The organism is Paenibacillus sp. FSL R5-0345 (genome assembly GCF_000758585.1).
Classification (GTDB): domain Bacteria; phylum Bacillota; class Bacilli; order Paenibacillales; family Paenibacillaceae; genus Paenibacillus_AQ.
Map to the genome: position 1 here is coordinate 4,620,699 of NZ_CP009281.1, position 14,870 is coordinate 4,635,568.

General features: G+C 43.4%; 12 protein-coding genes and 1 riboswitch. Of the genes, 2 read left to right on the top strand and 10 right to left on the bottom strand.

Annotation, left to right across the window (positions count from 1 at the left end; translation table 11 throughout):
* Positions 1-162: 162 nt before the first annotated feature.
* The 9 genes from R50345_RS20585 to R50345_RS20625 all read right to left on the bottom strand — a co-directional run bounded on the left by R50345_RS20585 (position 163) and on the right by R50345_RS20625 (position 11,019).
* Positions 163-588, bottom strand: a complete 426-nt coding sequence (locus R50345_RS20585; protein WP_042129676.1) for a stage V sporulation protein AB — start codon at positions 586-588, stop codon at positions 163-165.
* Positions 585-1,247: a stage V sporulation protein AA gene (locus tag R50345_RS20590; protein ID WP_042129678.1), complete on the bottom strand. Its 663-nt coding sequence runs from the start codon at positions 1,245-1,247 to the stop codon at positions 585-587. Before R50345_RS20590 ends, R50345_RS20585 begins: the two co-directional genes overlap by 4 nt.
* Positions 1,248-1,455: 208 nt before the next feature.
* Positions 1,456-2,499: a glycoside hydrolase family 53 protein gene (locus tag R50345_RS20595; RefSeq protein ID WP_042129680.1), complete on the bottom strand. Its 1,044-nt coding sequence runs from the start codon at positions 2,497-2,499 to the stop codon at positions 1,456-1,458.
* A 5-nt stretch (positions 2,500-2,504) separates the two neighbouring features.
* Complete coding sequence (locus R50345_RS20600; RefSeq protein ID WP_042129682.1) at positions 2,505-3,383, bottom strand: carbohydrate ABC transporter permease; 879 nt, start codon at positions 3,381-3,383, stop codon at positions 2,505-2,507.
* A gap of 24 nt (positions 3,384-3,407) precedes the next feature.
* On the bottom strand, positions 3,408-4,298 hold the full coding sequence (locus R50345_RS20605; protein ID WP_042129685.1) for an ABC transporter permease: 891 nt from the start codon (positions 4,296-4,298) through the stop codon (positions 3,408-3,410).
* 247 nt (positions 4,299-4,545) lie between these two features.
* Positions 4,546-6,249: a type 2 periplasmic-binding domain-containing protein gene (locus R50345_RS20610; protein ID WP_042129687.1), complete on the bottom strand. Its 1,704-nt coding sequence runs from the start codon at positions 6,247-6,249 to the stop codon at positions 4,546-4,548.
* A gap of 109 nt (positions 6,250-6,358) precedes the next feature.
* Complete coding sequence (locus R50345_RS20615) at positions 6,359-7,999, bottom strand: response regulator transcription factor (RefSeq protein ID WP_042129689.1); 1,641 nt, start codon at positions 7,997-7,999, stop codon at positions 6,359-6,361.
* An 11-nt stretch (positions 8,000-8,010) separates the two neighbouring features.
* Positions 8,011-9,762, bottom strand: a complete 1,752-nt coding sequence (locus tag R50345_RS20620; RefSeq protein ID WP_042129691.1) for a sensor histidine kinase — start codon at positions 9,760-9,762, stop codon at positions 8,011-8,013.
* A 297-nt stretch (positions 9,763-10,059) separates the two neighbouring features.
* Entirely contained in the window at positions 10,060-11,019 is a 960-nt protein-coding gene (locus tag R50345_RS20625) for a DMT family transporter (protein WP_042129693.1), read from the bottom strand.
* A 126-nt stretch (positions 11,020-11,145) separates the two neighbouring features.
* A riboswitch (FMN riboswitch) is annotated at positions 11,146-11,294 on the bottom strand.
* 208 nt (positions 11,295-11,502) lie between these two features.
* Here R50345_RS20625 and R50345_RS20630 point away from each other — a divergent pair.
* Together R50345_RS20630 and R50345_RS20635 are read left to right on the top strand one after the other, a co-directional pair.
* Positions 11,503-12,693 carry a PstS family phosphate ABC transporter substrate-binding protein gene (locus tag R50345_RS20630; protein ID WP_231573848.1) on the top strand — a complete coding sequence of 397 codons (1,191 nt, stop codon included), beginning with the start codon at positions 11,503-11,505 and terminating at the stop codon, positions 12,691-12,693.
* A 207-nt stretch (positions 12,694-12,900) separates the two neighbouring features.
* Entirely contained in the window at positions 12,901-14,403 is a 1,503-nt protein-coding gene (locus tag R50345_RS20635) for an N-acetylmuramoyl-L-alanine amidase family protein (RefSeq protein ID WP_042132331.1), read from the top strand.
* A 63-nt stretch (positions 14,404-14,466) separates the two neighbouring features.
* Here the strand turns inward: R50345_RS20635 and R50345_RS20640 are convergent, their stop codons facing one another.
* Positions 14,467-14,859 (bottom strand): VOC family protein, encoded by a 393-nt coding sequence (locus R50345_RS20640; RefSeq protein ID WP_042129695.1) that lies wholly within the window; start codon positions 14,857-14,859, stop codon positions 14,467-14,469.
* Positions 14,860-14,870 lie beyond the last annotated feature (11 nt).

Below are 14,870 nucleotides of genomic sequence, written 5' to 3' on the forward strand. Positions count from 1 at the left end.
GTCACTGGCCATAGAAGCAGTATCTGCTTCAGTGTGATCAGCAACTAGCTCGGATGCAGTATTCTTCATTGCTGCGGCAGCCGCAGCATTTTCCTCCTGATGATCATCATCCGGCACTGAATCACCGCTGTGAATAAACTTGCTCATTCCATAACCCCCTGTTTACTGTCGGTATACAAACCAGTCGAACAAAGAACCCGCGACCTTCCCGCTTACCATCGCCATCAACAGCCCGAACAGATAATGTGTCATATTCAAGCGTTTAGCGAGTATCGGCAGCACATTTAATACCTCGGTCAATGCTGCAGCGAGCATCCCGACAAAAATCCCGTCAAATAGGCCTATACCCAGTTCAACTAAAGGACCTGAAGATATTTTCCAATTCCAAAAATCACTCACGGTACCTACCAATGACCCGACTACCATCGCACCCTCGTACCAATGTACTTTATCGTAAGAAGAGGTTAATTGAGCCAGACGGGGCACCATGTCAAGCACCACAAATAAAGCGATCACACCGCCGCCTACAGCGATTCCACCTGCAATACCCAGCAGCAAATTCAATCCCAGTGTTATAGGTGCCGTCATCTTCCTTCCTCCGTGTTCTCTGGTTGAGTTTCTACACGGCGCCTCATTTTACCGTACTCCTCATTGATGACGTATTGGTCGATATTTTTCTGATACAGGTACATTTCCACTTCTAACGGTGTAGGCTCCTCATTCCACTTTTTCTTAAATAAATGGTTGAAAAAAATGACCATCCCAAAGCCGATGCCTACAGAATATGCAATCTGAAAAACAACCGGATGTTCATCCCGATGACCGGTGATCATCTCCACAATTCGGATTTGGACCTCCTGCATGTTTACATCCGCATGGAAATTCATGATTGTCAGCGCAGACCCGAAGAACAGCAGTAGCCACACTAAAACAAACATCGCTATTGAAGGCTTACGTCTCTCCACCGGACTCTCAATCTGCACAATCGTTCTGCCTTCACCGATCGGCTCAATATCCGCTTCTGGCACCAGTTCATAAATGCGGGGAATCACCATCAAGAGATCAATCAAAATTAGATTGCCGTCACTTTGCTCTGGCTTCATTAGCAGAATAGATTCCAGCGACTCTTTCAGCTCAGGCTCCGCAATCAGAAATGCAATATCACCCAATGTGACACCTTTACCTTTGGGCACCGTCACCCGATTCTTAAGCTGTATATAGATGGCGGGAGCAGAATGTTGTTTCATCCGCATTCCTCCTAAAGGTTGTGGTCAAGTAGCTCCGGTGCAAGATAACGGTAGTATGGGAGAAAAGCCTTAATTTTACTCTTTAGGCTGAAATCAATTTCCATGAATGGAAACTGACCTCTCAAAGGTATGAGTTTGATAATCAACAAAAAGACAGCTCAAGGTGATTTCCCTCAAGCTGTCTTTTTTGTTATTCCTTATGATCTCTCTAGAATTGAAGAGAATCCAGTTTCTTACCTTCAAAATCAAACAGAGCTAAATTGGACCATCCATTCTCATGACCGACAGACCATTCCTTTTGCGAAGGGATCCAGGCGGGCTCCCAGTAATAAAAGCCGATGCCTTTTCCGTTAGGTGTATTCTCAATTACGCTAATGAAATCCTTCATATAGTTAGCTTGACCCTCTACTGTGGCTGGATAAGCTTCATGTAGCTGGGATTCCTCATTAACAATTACAGAGAAACCCTCAGGTGCATTCAGCGTCCAAGGATAGGCTGTTTCCACCACAATGATATCCTTGTTATAACGCATCGCTAATTCGTTCAGGTTATGCTGCAAGTCGTCCAAAGTACCATGCCACCAGGAGTAAAAAGATAATCCGATAACATCAAAATTAACGCCATGCTCCAAGAACCTATCATAAAAGTTACGGCTAGTCGGATGATCAGCCCCGCGGTCAATGTGGATCATGATGGACAAGTCAGAATCGACGGATTTCGCACCCGCTATACCCGCTTTAACTAGCGTAGTGAATTGCTCCCACTGTTCCGGAGTATCACTATCTCCATCTACCTTGCCCTCTCCCCATAACATGCCTGGCGTAATCTCATTCCCAATCTGCACCATATCGGGAAGGGTACCTTGAGACTGCAACGCCTCAAGAACTTCACGAGTATATTCGTACACAGCAGATGTCAAACCACTAAAATCAAGTAACTCCCAAGCTTTTGGTTTCCATTGATTAGCGGGGTCGGCCCATTTATCTGAATAATGAAAATCCAGAAGAAAGTTAAGCCCTGCGTCCTTGATTCGCTTAGCCATAACCAGCGTACGTTCCAAATTGCAAAAGCCCCCAGGAGGGTCATTCCAAATCCGCAGGCGGATGGCATTTACTCCATTGTCCTTAAGGATATGGAGTAAATCCTCGCCCTCCTCAGCCGTCCGAACAGAGCTACTGTGGAACTTGCCTCCACCCTGCTCTATTTCATCCAGAAACGAGATGTCCATTCCATTGATAAATGTCGTTATCATCATCCCTACTCCTTTACAGAACCAAGTGTCATCCCTTTAACAAAATACTTCTGCAAGAATGGATATACGATTAGAATTGGAGCAGCCCCGATAAAGATTTGCGCGGCTCTAACCGTTGTCTGCGAGATCAATTCCATTTCCTTCGGATTAATGCTCATGGAGCTCATATCCCGTTGAATGATAACGGTCTGAAGGAAGGTCGCCAGCGGAAACTGCTTGGAATTATTCAAATACAATAGGCCATCGAACCAGGAGTTCCAATGGAACACCATACTAAACAATGCAATCGTCGCAATCGATGGTAATGAAATCGGTAAGTATATGCTGAACAAGGTTCGGAAATGTCCTGCTCCGTCTATTAACGAAGCTTCCTCCAGATCTTTAGGAATGCCCCGGAAGAAGTTCAGCATCAGAATGACCAAGAATGTATTCACCGCACCTGGCAGAACGAGTACCCAGAAGGAATCCATTAAGCCAATCTTTTGGATAACAATATAGAATGGAATCAGACCACCATTGAACACCATACTGAAAACGAACAACCAGGAATATACATTCCGACCTTTGAAGGCCGAGTTTTCCTTTGATAGGGGATACGCTGCCAAAAAAGTAATCAGTAGTGTGAGTCCGGTTCCGAGTACAGTTCTTTGCACGGATACCCATATGGAGTGTAGGAATATCGGATTATTCATTGTCTTTTTATAAGCTTCCAGAGAGAACTGCTTTGGCCACAGGCCCACCAGGTTGGCGTCAGCCGCAGACTTGGCACTGAAAGATACAGCTAATACGTGAATCAGAGGAACAATACACATGAGTGCGAGTAGAATTAGAAAACAAGTATTGAATATGTTGAAAATACGATAACCTCTAGTTTTGTAATACATAGGTCTCCCTCTTCCTTTGGTAGTTTAGAAAATGCGATATCCTGCCCATTTCTTAGCCAGGCTGTACGAAACAAGGATCAATACCATACTAATGGCTGACTTGAACAGTCCGATTGCTGTTCCAAAGCCCATCTCACCATTCAGAATCGCTGTACGGTATACGAAGGTGTCGATAATATCGCCTTTCTGATAGACCAGCGGATTGTAGAGGTTAAAGATCTGGTCAAACCCTGCATTCAATACATTTCCAAGCGCCAGAGTACCTACAACAACAACCATTGGCAGTAGAGAAGGCATTGTGATAAAACGTGTCTGCTTCCAGCGGGTTGCACCATCTATTTCAGCAGCTTCATATAATGAAGGATTAATTCCTGCTAGAGCAGCTAGGAAGACGATCGTGTTATAACCAAATTCCTTCCATACATCCGTGAGAATGACCGTAAACCTGAACCAGTTATTATCTCCTAAGAAAAAGATAGGCTTAATCCCCATACTGCCGAGGATCTGATTGACGAAACCATCTGTAGCAAGCAAATCTAGCAATATCCCGCCAAGGATGACCCAAGACAAGAAGTGAGGTAAATATACCAATGTCTGAATCGTACGTTGGATATAAACCTTGCGAATCTCATTCAATAGAATGGCGAACACAAACGGCACAGCCAGATTGAAGATCATTTTCAGAACGGCAATAATCAAAGTGTTCCAAATGACCTGCATACTGTCATTACGTTCAAATAGATAGCGGAAATTATCTAATCCAACCCACGCTGATCCCGAAATTTTTAGCCATGGCTTATAATCCTGAAATGCCATCACAATTCCGCCCATCGGTATAAAGCTGAAGATGATCAGGAAGATCATCGCCGGCAGTAACATTAAGTGAAATGGCCATGTTTTTTTAAGTGTTCTCATCCTTGGTCCCCCATATCGTGTCAAGTTCTTCTGTAACCATACTCAAATTATAGCAACGACAGGATTCGCCAAATAGCGAGCAAAACCAATATATATGGTACAAAACCAATCTCTTTACCACTTAGAAATTGATCCTAATATACACCTTTTCAAATAGCCGCTAACGCAAAAAGGGACCGTTCCTACAGCTTAATAAAAAGCCGAGGGAACAGTCCCGAATGGTGCTACTTATACCCTTATCAGAGCATTATTTTACGCTGTCATACCAATCATTTACTTCTTTGGTGATTTGGTCTCCACCGCCTGATTTCCAGGTCGCTACGAAGGTATCGAAAGCTTCTAGTGGTTTATTGCCATAGATGATTTCATTAAACGTTTGGTTCTCGATCTTATTCAGATAATCCATCTTCGATTTCATAGTTTCAGTAGTAGGACCTGTGAACATATTCTTGAAGGATTTATCCTCTTGCGCCAACAGAACCTTTGCAGCTGCAGGAGTATCCTTACCATAGTTTACAGCTACATCCTTCTCCAGACGAGTGGTTGGTTCTCCGCCATCTGCGAGGTTCAGCAGGGCTTTCATTTGGGCATCCGGAATCCGGGCACCGTCACGAACCAGCATATAACGAACGCTGTTCACATAACCACCAGCAATTTTTTCATTGTCAATCATCTTACCGTTTGCATCCAGTTCATAGTCATAGCCTGCGAAGAGACCATTATCCAGCTCGCTACCAGGCTTTGGATCAGCGAAGTTATCGAACAGATAGTTTTGATAGGTAAAGAATGCTTCTGGATTTTTCATCTTAGTGCTGATCAGCGTTACACCGTTGGTGAACTGTGTACCGTGACGCATAACTTTACCATCTGGTCCTGCTGGAATTTCAATTGGAGCCCATACAGCATCCGGAGCGTTCTTCACAGTATCCTGAAGCGGCCAACCGCTCATCCAGTAAGGTCCTGGGAGAATACCTGCCGTACCCGCCACTGCTGGTTCAGCTGTTTTGTTCTCATCCCATAGTGCTGCTTCTTGAGGAATGTATCCCTTTGCGAGCCATTCCTTCATTTTTTCCAGCCCTTGCTTCATTCCCGCATTTACAGAGCCGTATTCCAGTTTACCATCAGCATCAAGATTCCATTGCTGTGGAAGCGTTCCGTAAGCACCGAAGATCCAGGAAGGATCGCCCATCCAAGTGTTCATTGATGTCTTAAAGCCGATACTGAGCGGTGTTACCTTATCTGGTGCCAAGCCATCAGGGTTCTGATTCTTGAATGCATCCATAACTTTTTCTAGCTCATCGATCGTTTTAGGTGCTTGCATATTCAGCTTGTCCAGCCAATCTTGGCGGATCCAAAGAATGTAATCATGGTTGTACGCGTAATCAAGTACAGGTAGACCCATTCTTTTGCCATCGCGGCTGTATTGGTTCCATACGTTAGGATCCTGTGCCATGGCTTCTTTCCATGTAGCTGAAGCGTATTTATCGAACAACGTTCCCACTTCAGCATACATACCGGAATCGATCAAATCCTGAGCAATCGTGCTATCACCTGTACCAATGGTTACAACATCAGGCATTTCCTGACCTGATGACATCGACAGGCGCAGCTTGGTTCCAAATGCACCATTCGTATCAGTGATGGACCAAAGTGATTTAATGTTGATGCCGAACTTTTCTTTTGTCCACTTTGTAGCTACGTTATTCTCAATGCTTTCCCCGTTCTTGAATTTAAGCTCAGGGTCAACACCCCATACTGTTGTAATAGTTACCTCAGGATCATATTTATCCTTGTAGGCGTTTTCAGAATTTGAAGTTGTATTTGTGGTCGTATCACCAGCTGTATTCTTTCCATCAGCAGCATTATTGCTCGAGCAACCTGCAAGGCTACCTACCAAAAGCATACTCATACACAGGAGCGGTAGCCATCTCTTTTTCTTCATCGCGCTCATTTTGTTCCCCCTTAGATTCCTTAAGTGTTGGTTATGACTTAATTATAGGGAACGGAGATGATGTCGAATACGTCATTTAAACAAGGTTTCTGCACCTTTCTCAACCTCTCTATCCGTCACGAAATTCATTTGGTGTCATATTGTAGTGCTTTTTGAACATTTTGCTGAAATATTGCGGATTCTGATATCCAAGTTCAGTAGTGATTTCATAGATTTTTTTGTTAGTGTTCTTAAGCAGATATAGTGCACGTTCCATCCGCATGCGGATAATATAGTCTCCGAGTCCTTCTCCTGTCTCTGCTTTATAAATTTTAGATAAGTATACAGGGTGCAGATATACATGATCCGCTATCGTCTTGACCGACAGATCATGCCCAGAATGGTTTCCCACCAGCTCATGCACCTGCTTAATAATGTAACTTTTCGTATTCTGATCACTTTCTGAGAGTTCCTTTTGAAGCTTGTTTAACATATCAAACGCCCAGTCCTTCAGCTTGTCAAAAGAAACAATAATGCTCTGTGTCAGCATTGGGTCGAACGCATACTGGTCGATTTGCGAGATGAATTGCCCTCCTTTATGAGCAATGTACATGAACGCATTGGTAATGGACAAAAAGACCTCATACAGATGCTCACTTGAAAAGCGTGCATTCTCCATATCTCGGAACACATCCGCGATCTTCTGCCGGGCTGTATCCCATTGTTTAGATTCCAGCAAATGAATGAGCGTTGGCGGACGATAAAGGCTTTCGAGCGATTTAATACTCATCATTTCCTGAAGATGACGGTCCTCCAGATAAAGTACCGAGCCTGTTTCATTATGTGTTGTCAAATACATAGAACTTAGGCCACTTCGATAGGCAGCCGTCATCCCTTCGGGGAAAGCAAACCACTCCGTTACGATAAGTGAAATCTCACCCTTTAGATAATTGCTAACACTAGTTCTGAAATTAGCTATCGCTGACTTAAGGATTTGTTGTCTCGCTGCATCGTAATTATTCGACTTCTCTAACTCCCGCTGGATAACTGGCTTCAGTTCCACAAGCAAAATCAAACAATCATGTGGTGCTTTGCAGAACCAGACATGGAACTGCTCCTTGAAGAGCTCCTCGGCAATATTGCCGATGGCATATTCCATTAATGAGACTGAATGATGATCCATTGCAGCATAGTGTTTACCCAGCTGAATCAATAACATCGACGCTTCAACATCCGATTCGAATGAGATTTCATATTCTTTAAGCTTTAAGGCAAGTGTCCGCTCAGACAGCACTCTGCCAAGAAGTAATTCATGCATCAAATTCGCCCGCAAGACACTGTAATCAGCCTTGCGATTATAGAGTAGCAAATGATATTTATCATGTGCCTCCCATTCGTCTTTTAGAGATTCAATCGCTCCGGAGATACTTTTAATAAACTCCTCATCACTGACTGGCTTCAAAATATAATCAAAGGCCTGCAGCTGAATCGCCTTCTTAGCGTACTGAAAATCAGAATAACCTGTCAGCAGAATCGACCGGATATCTGGCCATCTCTCGCTTACCGTTTCAATTATTTGCAAACCGGACATCCCCGGCATAGAAATATCTGTAACCATGATATCTATATCCTGCTGCTCCAAGATGTCCAGTGCCTCAGCACCTGACGCCGCCTGATGTACCTGCTTTACACCAATCTCGTCCCATGGAATCGTGCGGGCCAGACTTTCCGTTACATAGGGCTCATCATCGACTAACAATATCTCTATCATCATATTCCCTCCTAGATGTCATCCGTATTATTGTCAGTTAGGGGTAATAACCACTGAAGTTTAACCTGTAATCCACCGAGTGGTGATGGTGCAATAGTCAACCCTGCATCCTCACCAAAACGCAGCCGCATTCTCTGATGCACATTCCAAAGCCCGCAGCCCATTTCTTCATCCATCGCCTTGCCTAGCTTGTTTTCTAATTCGATAATTTCCTCTGGGGTCATGCCTTTTCCGTCATCATCAACCGTTAGTACCATGACTCTTCCGTTACATGAGCCCGTAATTCGCACTAGCCCCTCTTTAGAGACAGGCTCTATCCCATGAATCACTGCATTCTCAACCAAAGGTTGAAGCACCAGCGGTGGAAGATCTCTTTTCCGCATTTGCTGCGGGATATGAACTTCATACTGAAGTCTGCTCATCCTCATTTTTTGGATCTCCAGATAGTGAGTCACAAACTCCGTTTCTTCGGATAAAGCGACTAAATCACGTTCCTGGCGAGTCGTATATCTGTAATAACGGGATAAATTATGCGACATCCCAACGACAGCACCCATATTATCGAGCTTCGCCATACTTGTAATAAATGAGAAGCAATTATAGAAGAAATGCGGATTAATCTGAGATTGAAGCTGCTTTAATCTAGCTTCTCGAACATGGATTTTTTCCATTAACACGTTCTCTATCAGCATCTGAATCTGTTCTACCATACTGTTAAACCGTCCGGATAGGAAGCTGAACTCATTCTTCCCTTTGATTTCCACCCGCGTTGAGTAGTCCCCTTGCTTCAGCCTCTGGAAACCGCCAACCAACAACCTAACGGGCACTTGCACCTGAACATATAATAGATAGGCTACGAGACAGCTCATTAATAACAATGCACCAATAGCAAAATAGAATAAGCGGTTGGAGGTCTGAATCGGATGCAGTATTTCTGACAACGGCATATAGTCGATTAAATACCAGCCCATTTTATCCGAATAGACGATGTTCACACTGTAGGACTCACCTTTTATGTTCACAGTACGATTCTCGCTCTCCCTCAGCTGCTCTTGTTCCAGCCTTTCTACCAACTCTTCAGCTAGCAGCTTGTCGGCACTGCGGTTAAAGATAAGTCCAGTACCCTGTTTATAATAAAAGGGATCTCTCCTGCCATCACTTTTGAATTTATCCAGCATATCTTCGATGTTACGGCTATCGAACTCCACCTTCATAATCGTATTGACCTTTTCAGGAGAGAACTCTGACATAAAGGGTGTAAAAGAAAACCAAGAGAATACAAAATGGTCGCCATCCTGCTCAGCGATCTTCTCTACATGCCAGCCTGACTTTACTTCCCGCTTTAGATCCTCATCCGAATACGGTATTGCATCATTCTCTGAAACCATTCGATGGATGGACGGTGAATATAGATACAATTTACTCTTCCAGTTGGAGGAGCTTTCTTGGATACTGATTTTGGTCTGAATCCGCTTGATCAGGTTTATCGCATCCAGGTTCAAATGCGTTCCCTTCAAATAAGTATCCTTTAGACTCAAAATATCAGGATCATGAATTAGCAGGATCGGCCAAGAGGACAATAGTTCCATGTTGCTCTCTACTTGATTCTGAAAAAAACTCAGCTGATTGCTGTTCGAAGTATTTAACTCCGTACGTAGCACATCCGTGGTCGTCTTATTGGAATAAAAGTAGAGAATCGTAATTGGAATTAGCATGATGACCATGATACTCACGATTTTGGTAAATAAATTATATCTATACACTTTCCTTCACACTCCGACTCAAATGTCATAGCCTCTATTGTACAAATAATCTTCCTGAACGCATAGATCAATTTCTCCCTAAAAAATGAGGTAGACAGGCAAGTTCCTGTTTAAGTACTGTTATCGTCCTCTCTATTGTAAAGGCTTAAATTATTACGCTATATGCTACGTAAGAAACATTTCTGCAGTTTTTGCAGTCGAATGTAAGGTGAAGACATAGAAAAAGGGATGATCTGAAAGCCTCTAGGCATTCCAGTCATCCCTTTATATAGTACAATCTGTTCATTGAGAGTTTGTTCAGAGTGTTTGCGGTTTAGTTTGTTGACTCGATATAAAGAATAAAGCGGTCCAGATCAACGCAAATCCGATAATTTGCGGTAGGGTGACGAGCTGCTGGAATACGATCCAGTTAATGATTACTCCCGTCATAGGAAAGCTTAATTCAGCCAATGTAGCGAAGGAAGCTTTGGTAGTGCTAAGTCCTTTGTAATACATAAGCATACTGAGTAGTCCTGGCAGCAAGGCCTGTAGCAACAAATTAATAGCAATAGCAGCAGATGCGCCAAACCCGCCATTAATCTGCCAAGGAGCTCCTTCTAGTGTGGTAATCACGAAGAGCAAAGGCAGCGCCAATATAAATCTCAGGGAAGTCACTGTCTCATATTTCATAGACCCAAGCAGGTAACGACCCATTACTGTAGATCCACCCCACAGTGCAGCGGCTCCTAAAGCCATCAAACTGCTAACACCGATAAAGTTATTCACATGTCCAAATGGGATACTCCAGCCAAAGGTTAACAGATAGGTTCCTACCAGTGCCACAGTTATGAGGATTCCGAAATTTTTAGGCAGACGTTCTTTAAGAATTAAGGCTGCAAGACCGATAGCGAATATCGGCTGAAGCTTTTGCAGCAACAGTACTGCATTCAAGTCCCCACTGGAAAGAGCCATTGTAAATAGAATGGTTGCCCCGGCAGAACCTCCCCAGGAAACAATTAGCAAAGCTCCAATCTGGCGAAATCCAATGCCTTTTAACTCCGCCCGGTGACGCCAAAGAACAGGGGAAGCAGCCAAGAAAAGCACCACATGCTCCAAAAGAACAATTTGCGATGAGGTCAAAGATTTTAAGAGGATAATACGAAAGAGCGGATCAACGCCCCATAGTGCTGCACCGAACACAACGAGCCAAAACCCACTGCGTAATGGCGACGTGCTGCTTACCTTATTAGCTGATGATGAAGCTGTTACATTACTCATAATTCCATTCTCCTTGTCGATACAAACCCTCGATAAGAGACCAAAAACCCCCGAATCACCATAAAAGGTCGACTCGGGGGCATTATCAATAAAGACGTACAGGATAGACTCCTAGCGCCTTTATCTTATGATCCTCTCCCATCCGGACTTTACCGTCGGCTCTGGAGTTACACCAGATCAGTCACTTCTCTGCAAGCAGAACAAGTGAGTCGCGGGCTCAGTTCGCTTTGAACATTACCGCCGGTTGGGAATTTCACCCTACCCCGAGAATCTTGTATTCCGTTGTTTTTTTCACAATCTCAGAATAAACCTCTTCTTGCCATTCGTCCAGTACTTTATGAAAATATACATAAATCTTTCATGTATTACAGCTTTTTATTACATATTCTTTCGATATTATTCTACTGTTTCATCCAAAAAGCTACTGTATAATGAAATTATGTTATTTTTCCATACTTTAACAATAAGTACAAGGAGGTTGTTATGAAAGAATCATTTTGGATGAAGGAGTCCTTCTGGACGAAGTTATTGTTCTCCTTTTTTGCTGTCGGAGTCATAGCTTTTTTAGGATTTATAGGTTCGATAATTACCGCGCTTTACGGGGGACTAATGTTTTATACTCCACTTGTGGCGGTTTTATCTGTGGTGATAGCCATTTATGTTGTACTCCTTATATTTAATGTGTTATCCCGAAGAACAAGCAATATTGTATTGTTATCCATCCTCGGACTTAGTGTGCTCGTAACCGCAGGATATGAGATCAAACAAGCATATATCAACAGTATTGCCACGGTCGATGATCGAGAAGTTAATCTGGTACAATACGAACCTTTTGCCGAGAATACCAAAGCAGTCAATTTGGATAAACCTTCTACATATCGTATCGATAGCAACCTACCAAAATTGGATGGCGCAACCGCACTTTACCCACTCTATTCAGCTTTTGTGCAATCTGCTTATCCTGAGGGCAGCTATAATGCATATGATTTTCAAAAAAGCCAAGTGATTTGCAGCAGCACGCCCGAAGCTTACAAAAGACTAATTGAAGGTGAGACGGATATCATTTTTGTTGCGGCTCCTTCTCTCGCACAGCAGAAACAAGCAAAACTAAAAGGTGTCGAGCTGAACCTCACACCGATCGGTCGTGAGGCATTCGTATTTTTTGTAAATAAACGAAATGACGTAACTGGACTTTCCACCGCTCAGCTCAAAGATATTTACGCGGGTGAGATCACCAATTGGAAAGATGTAGGAGGCCCCAATAACCGAATTCGCGCTTTTCAACGACCAGAGGATAGTGGGAGCCAGACGATGCTGCAAAAGTTTATGGGGGACACTCCGCTTATGACACCACCTAAGGAAGATGTGGCAGATATTATGAGCGGAATCATTCAACAAACCTCCAGCTATCGCAATTATAAAAACGCACTCGGTTACAGCTTCTTATTCTATGCATCGGAAATGAATCAAAGCGGGGAAATTACACTACTAGCCGTAGATGGTGTAACACCCGACAAGCAGAGTATTCGCAATGGAGAATACCCTTTGGCTACAGAGTTTTATGCTGTAACAGCTGGAAGTGATAACCCAAATATCCAGCCCTTTCTAGATTGGATTCAATCTGCTGAGGGTCAGGAATTGGTAGAGAAAACTGGTTATACCTCTATAAAATAAAATATTCTTAGGGGAAGAGAGCTAGCCCAAATATTTGGGAAAGCTCTCTTTTTGCATTTTATACCGAAATTTTTCCTTTTTCACTCTAAAAGAGCGCAACTTTTGGAAACTATTGTCGTTTAAGATTTATATAAGCCCAAACTGCATCAAAGGAAGAAAAAGTAAGAATTGCTAGAAACCAAGAAACGGGGATGGTAGGGATTGCAGATGAAGAAGTTTGGTTTTTTGGCGTTACTGCTGCTTTTGTTGGTGCTAGTTCATCCAGGAACTGGTTATGCCGGCTCTGCAGAGACACACATCAATCTAGACGGCAATGATCTTGAGATTTCAAAAGACGCACAGGTTCAAATTGTAAATGGAAGCGTGATGGTTCCACTTCGCCTCGTTGCGGAGCAGCTTGGTTATACCGTGAAATGGGATAACGTGACCAAGACTGCAATCATTGAGCAAAAAGGAACTACATTAAAGCTTATTGTGAATAATGCGATGGCAGAAGCTTCAGGGAAACAAGTAAAATTGGACAACCCTCCGTTTCTCAGCGGTAGCACAACCCTCGTACCTTTAAGATTCGTTGGAGAGCAGACAGGAACCACTGTCGGTTGGGATAATGTTACTAAAACGGTATATTTAACTTCTCCAGCACCCGAGATTGGCGGAGACGATGCAGAAACTACAGTTCCAGATACATCTGTAACCGCACCCTCCAATAACGGATCCAATGGTAACACAGCAACTGACAGAGATACATCGACTACAGCACTCACTAATCTTAGCTTCGTCGATAACAAACTAATCCTTGCGGTGAACGGTAGTGTAACACCTAGTGTATTCACTATGACAGATAAGGACCGGATTGTCGTAGATTTACCAAACACCAGCTTTGGCGACAGCTTTCATCAGAACCTTTCCGTCGGAAAAAACCAAAGTGGACAGTTGACGATTGCCGAATATCCTAATGTCTCAACCATTCGTTATTCATTATTCAGTAGTTCTCCATCTACGATCCGGATCGTTATTGATCTGAACAGCCCTAACAGCTATAGCTTGATAAATGCTAACGATGGACTTATTATAGTGGATCTAAATGGGACTAGCGTTACAACTCCTGAAACCACCTTACCTGAAGTGCCGGTTACAACGTCTCCGCCAGCTACCGGCAACACAGATAAGAAGGTAATCGTCATTGATGCAGGACATGGTGGGAAAGATCCAGGGAGTTCAAGTGTTAACAAGCTTAAAGAGAAAGATTTCACCTTACCAACAGCATTGAAAATTGCAGAATTACTAAAGAAAGAGCCAAATATCGAGGTTGTGCTCACTCGAAGTGATGATACATACCCGACTCTGCAGGATAGATCTAACCTGGCCAATAAGGTAAAGGCTGATCTGTTCATCTCTGTTCATGCCAATAGTATCCCGGTGGGTGGTAAGAGCAACCCTAGCGGCACAGAGACCTACTACACGCGTAATGATAGCTTGTTATTCGCTCAAACCGTTCATAAATATCTCTCAGTCGCTACCGGTCTTCAGGATCGAGGGGTTCGTCAAGCGAATTATCATGTAACAAGAGAAACTAAAATGCCTGCCATTCTATTAGAATGTGGTTACTTAAGTAATACCAAGGATGAAGCCCTACTCTACACCGCAGACTTTCAGAACAAAGTAGCGAGTGCCGTAGTTTCAGGGATCAAGGAATATTTAGGTCGATAAAAAAAGGGGAGCCCATTAGCCATTCTTGGCTGAGAAGCTCCCCTGTCTGTTTATTCTTGTTTGTTATTTCCAAACGCCCATTCGTTCTTTTAGATTGGAGGTATGCAGCTCCAGCTGTATACCGTCTGGGTCGAGAAAGTTAACCGTCCAGCCAACTCCCCGTTTAACAGGTCCCCTGATCAATCGCACTTCGTGGGCTTGCAATATATGAACAGCTTCCTCGAAATGTTCCTCCGCTATGCTAAAGGCAATATGGTCTATCCCAATTACACTATCTATGGATTTGGTAAATTCAGGCTTTTCAATGAGGCAAATCCACGCACTTCCCCATTCCAGATAGGCATCTGTGTTTCCCTTGTGGATTAGCTGAAGACCCAAAATACCTGTATAGAAATTCAACGAACGTGATAAATCACTCACATTTACCGTCACATGATTAAATCCTTGGACCTGCATCCTCATTCATC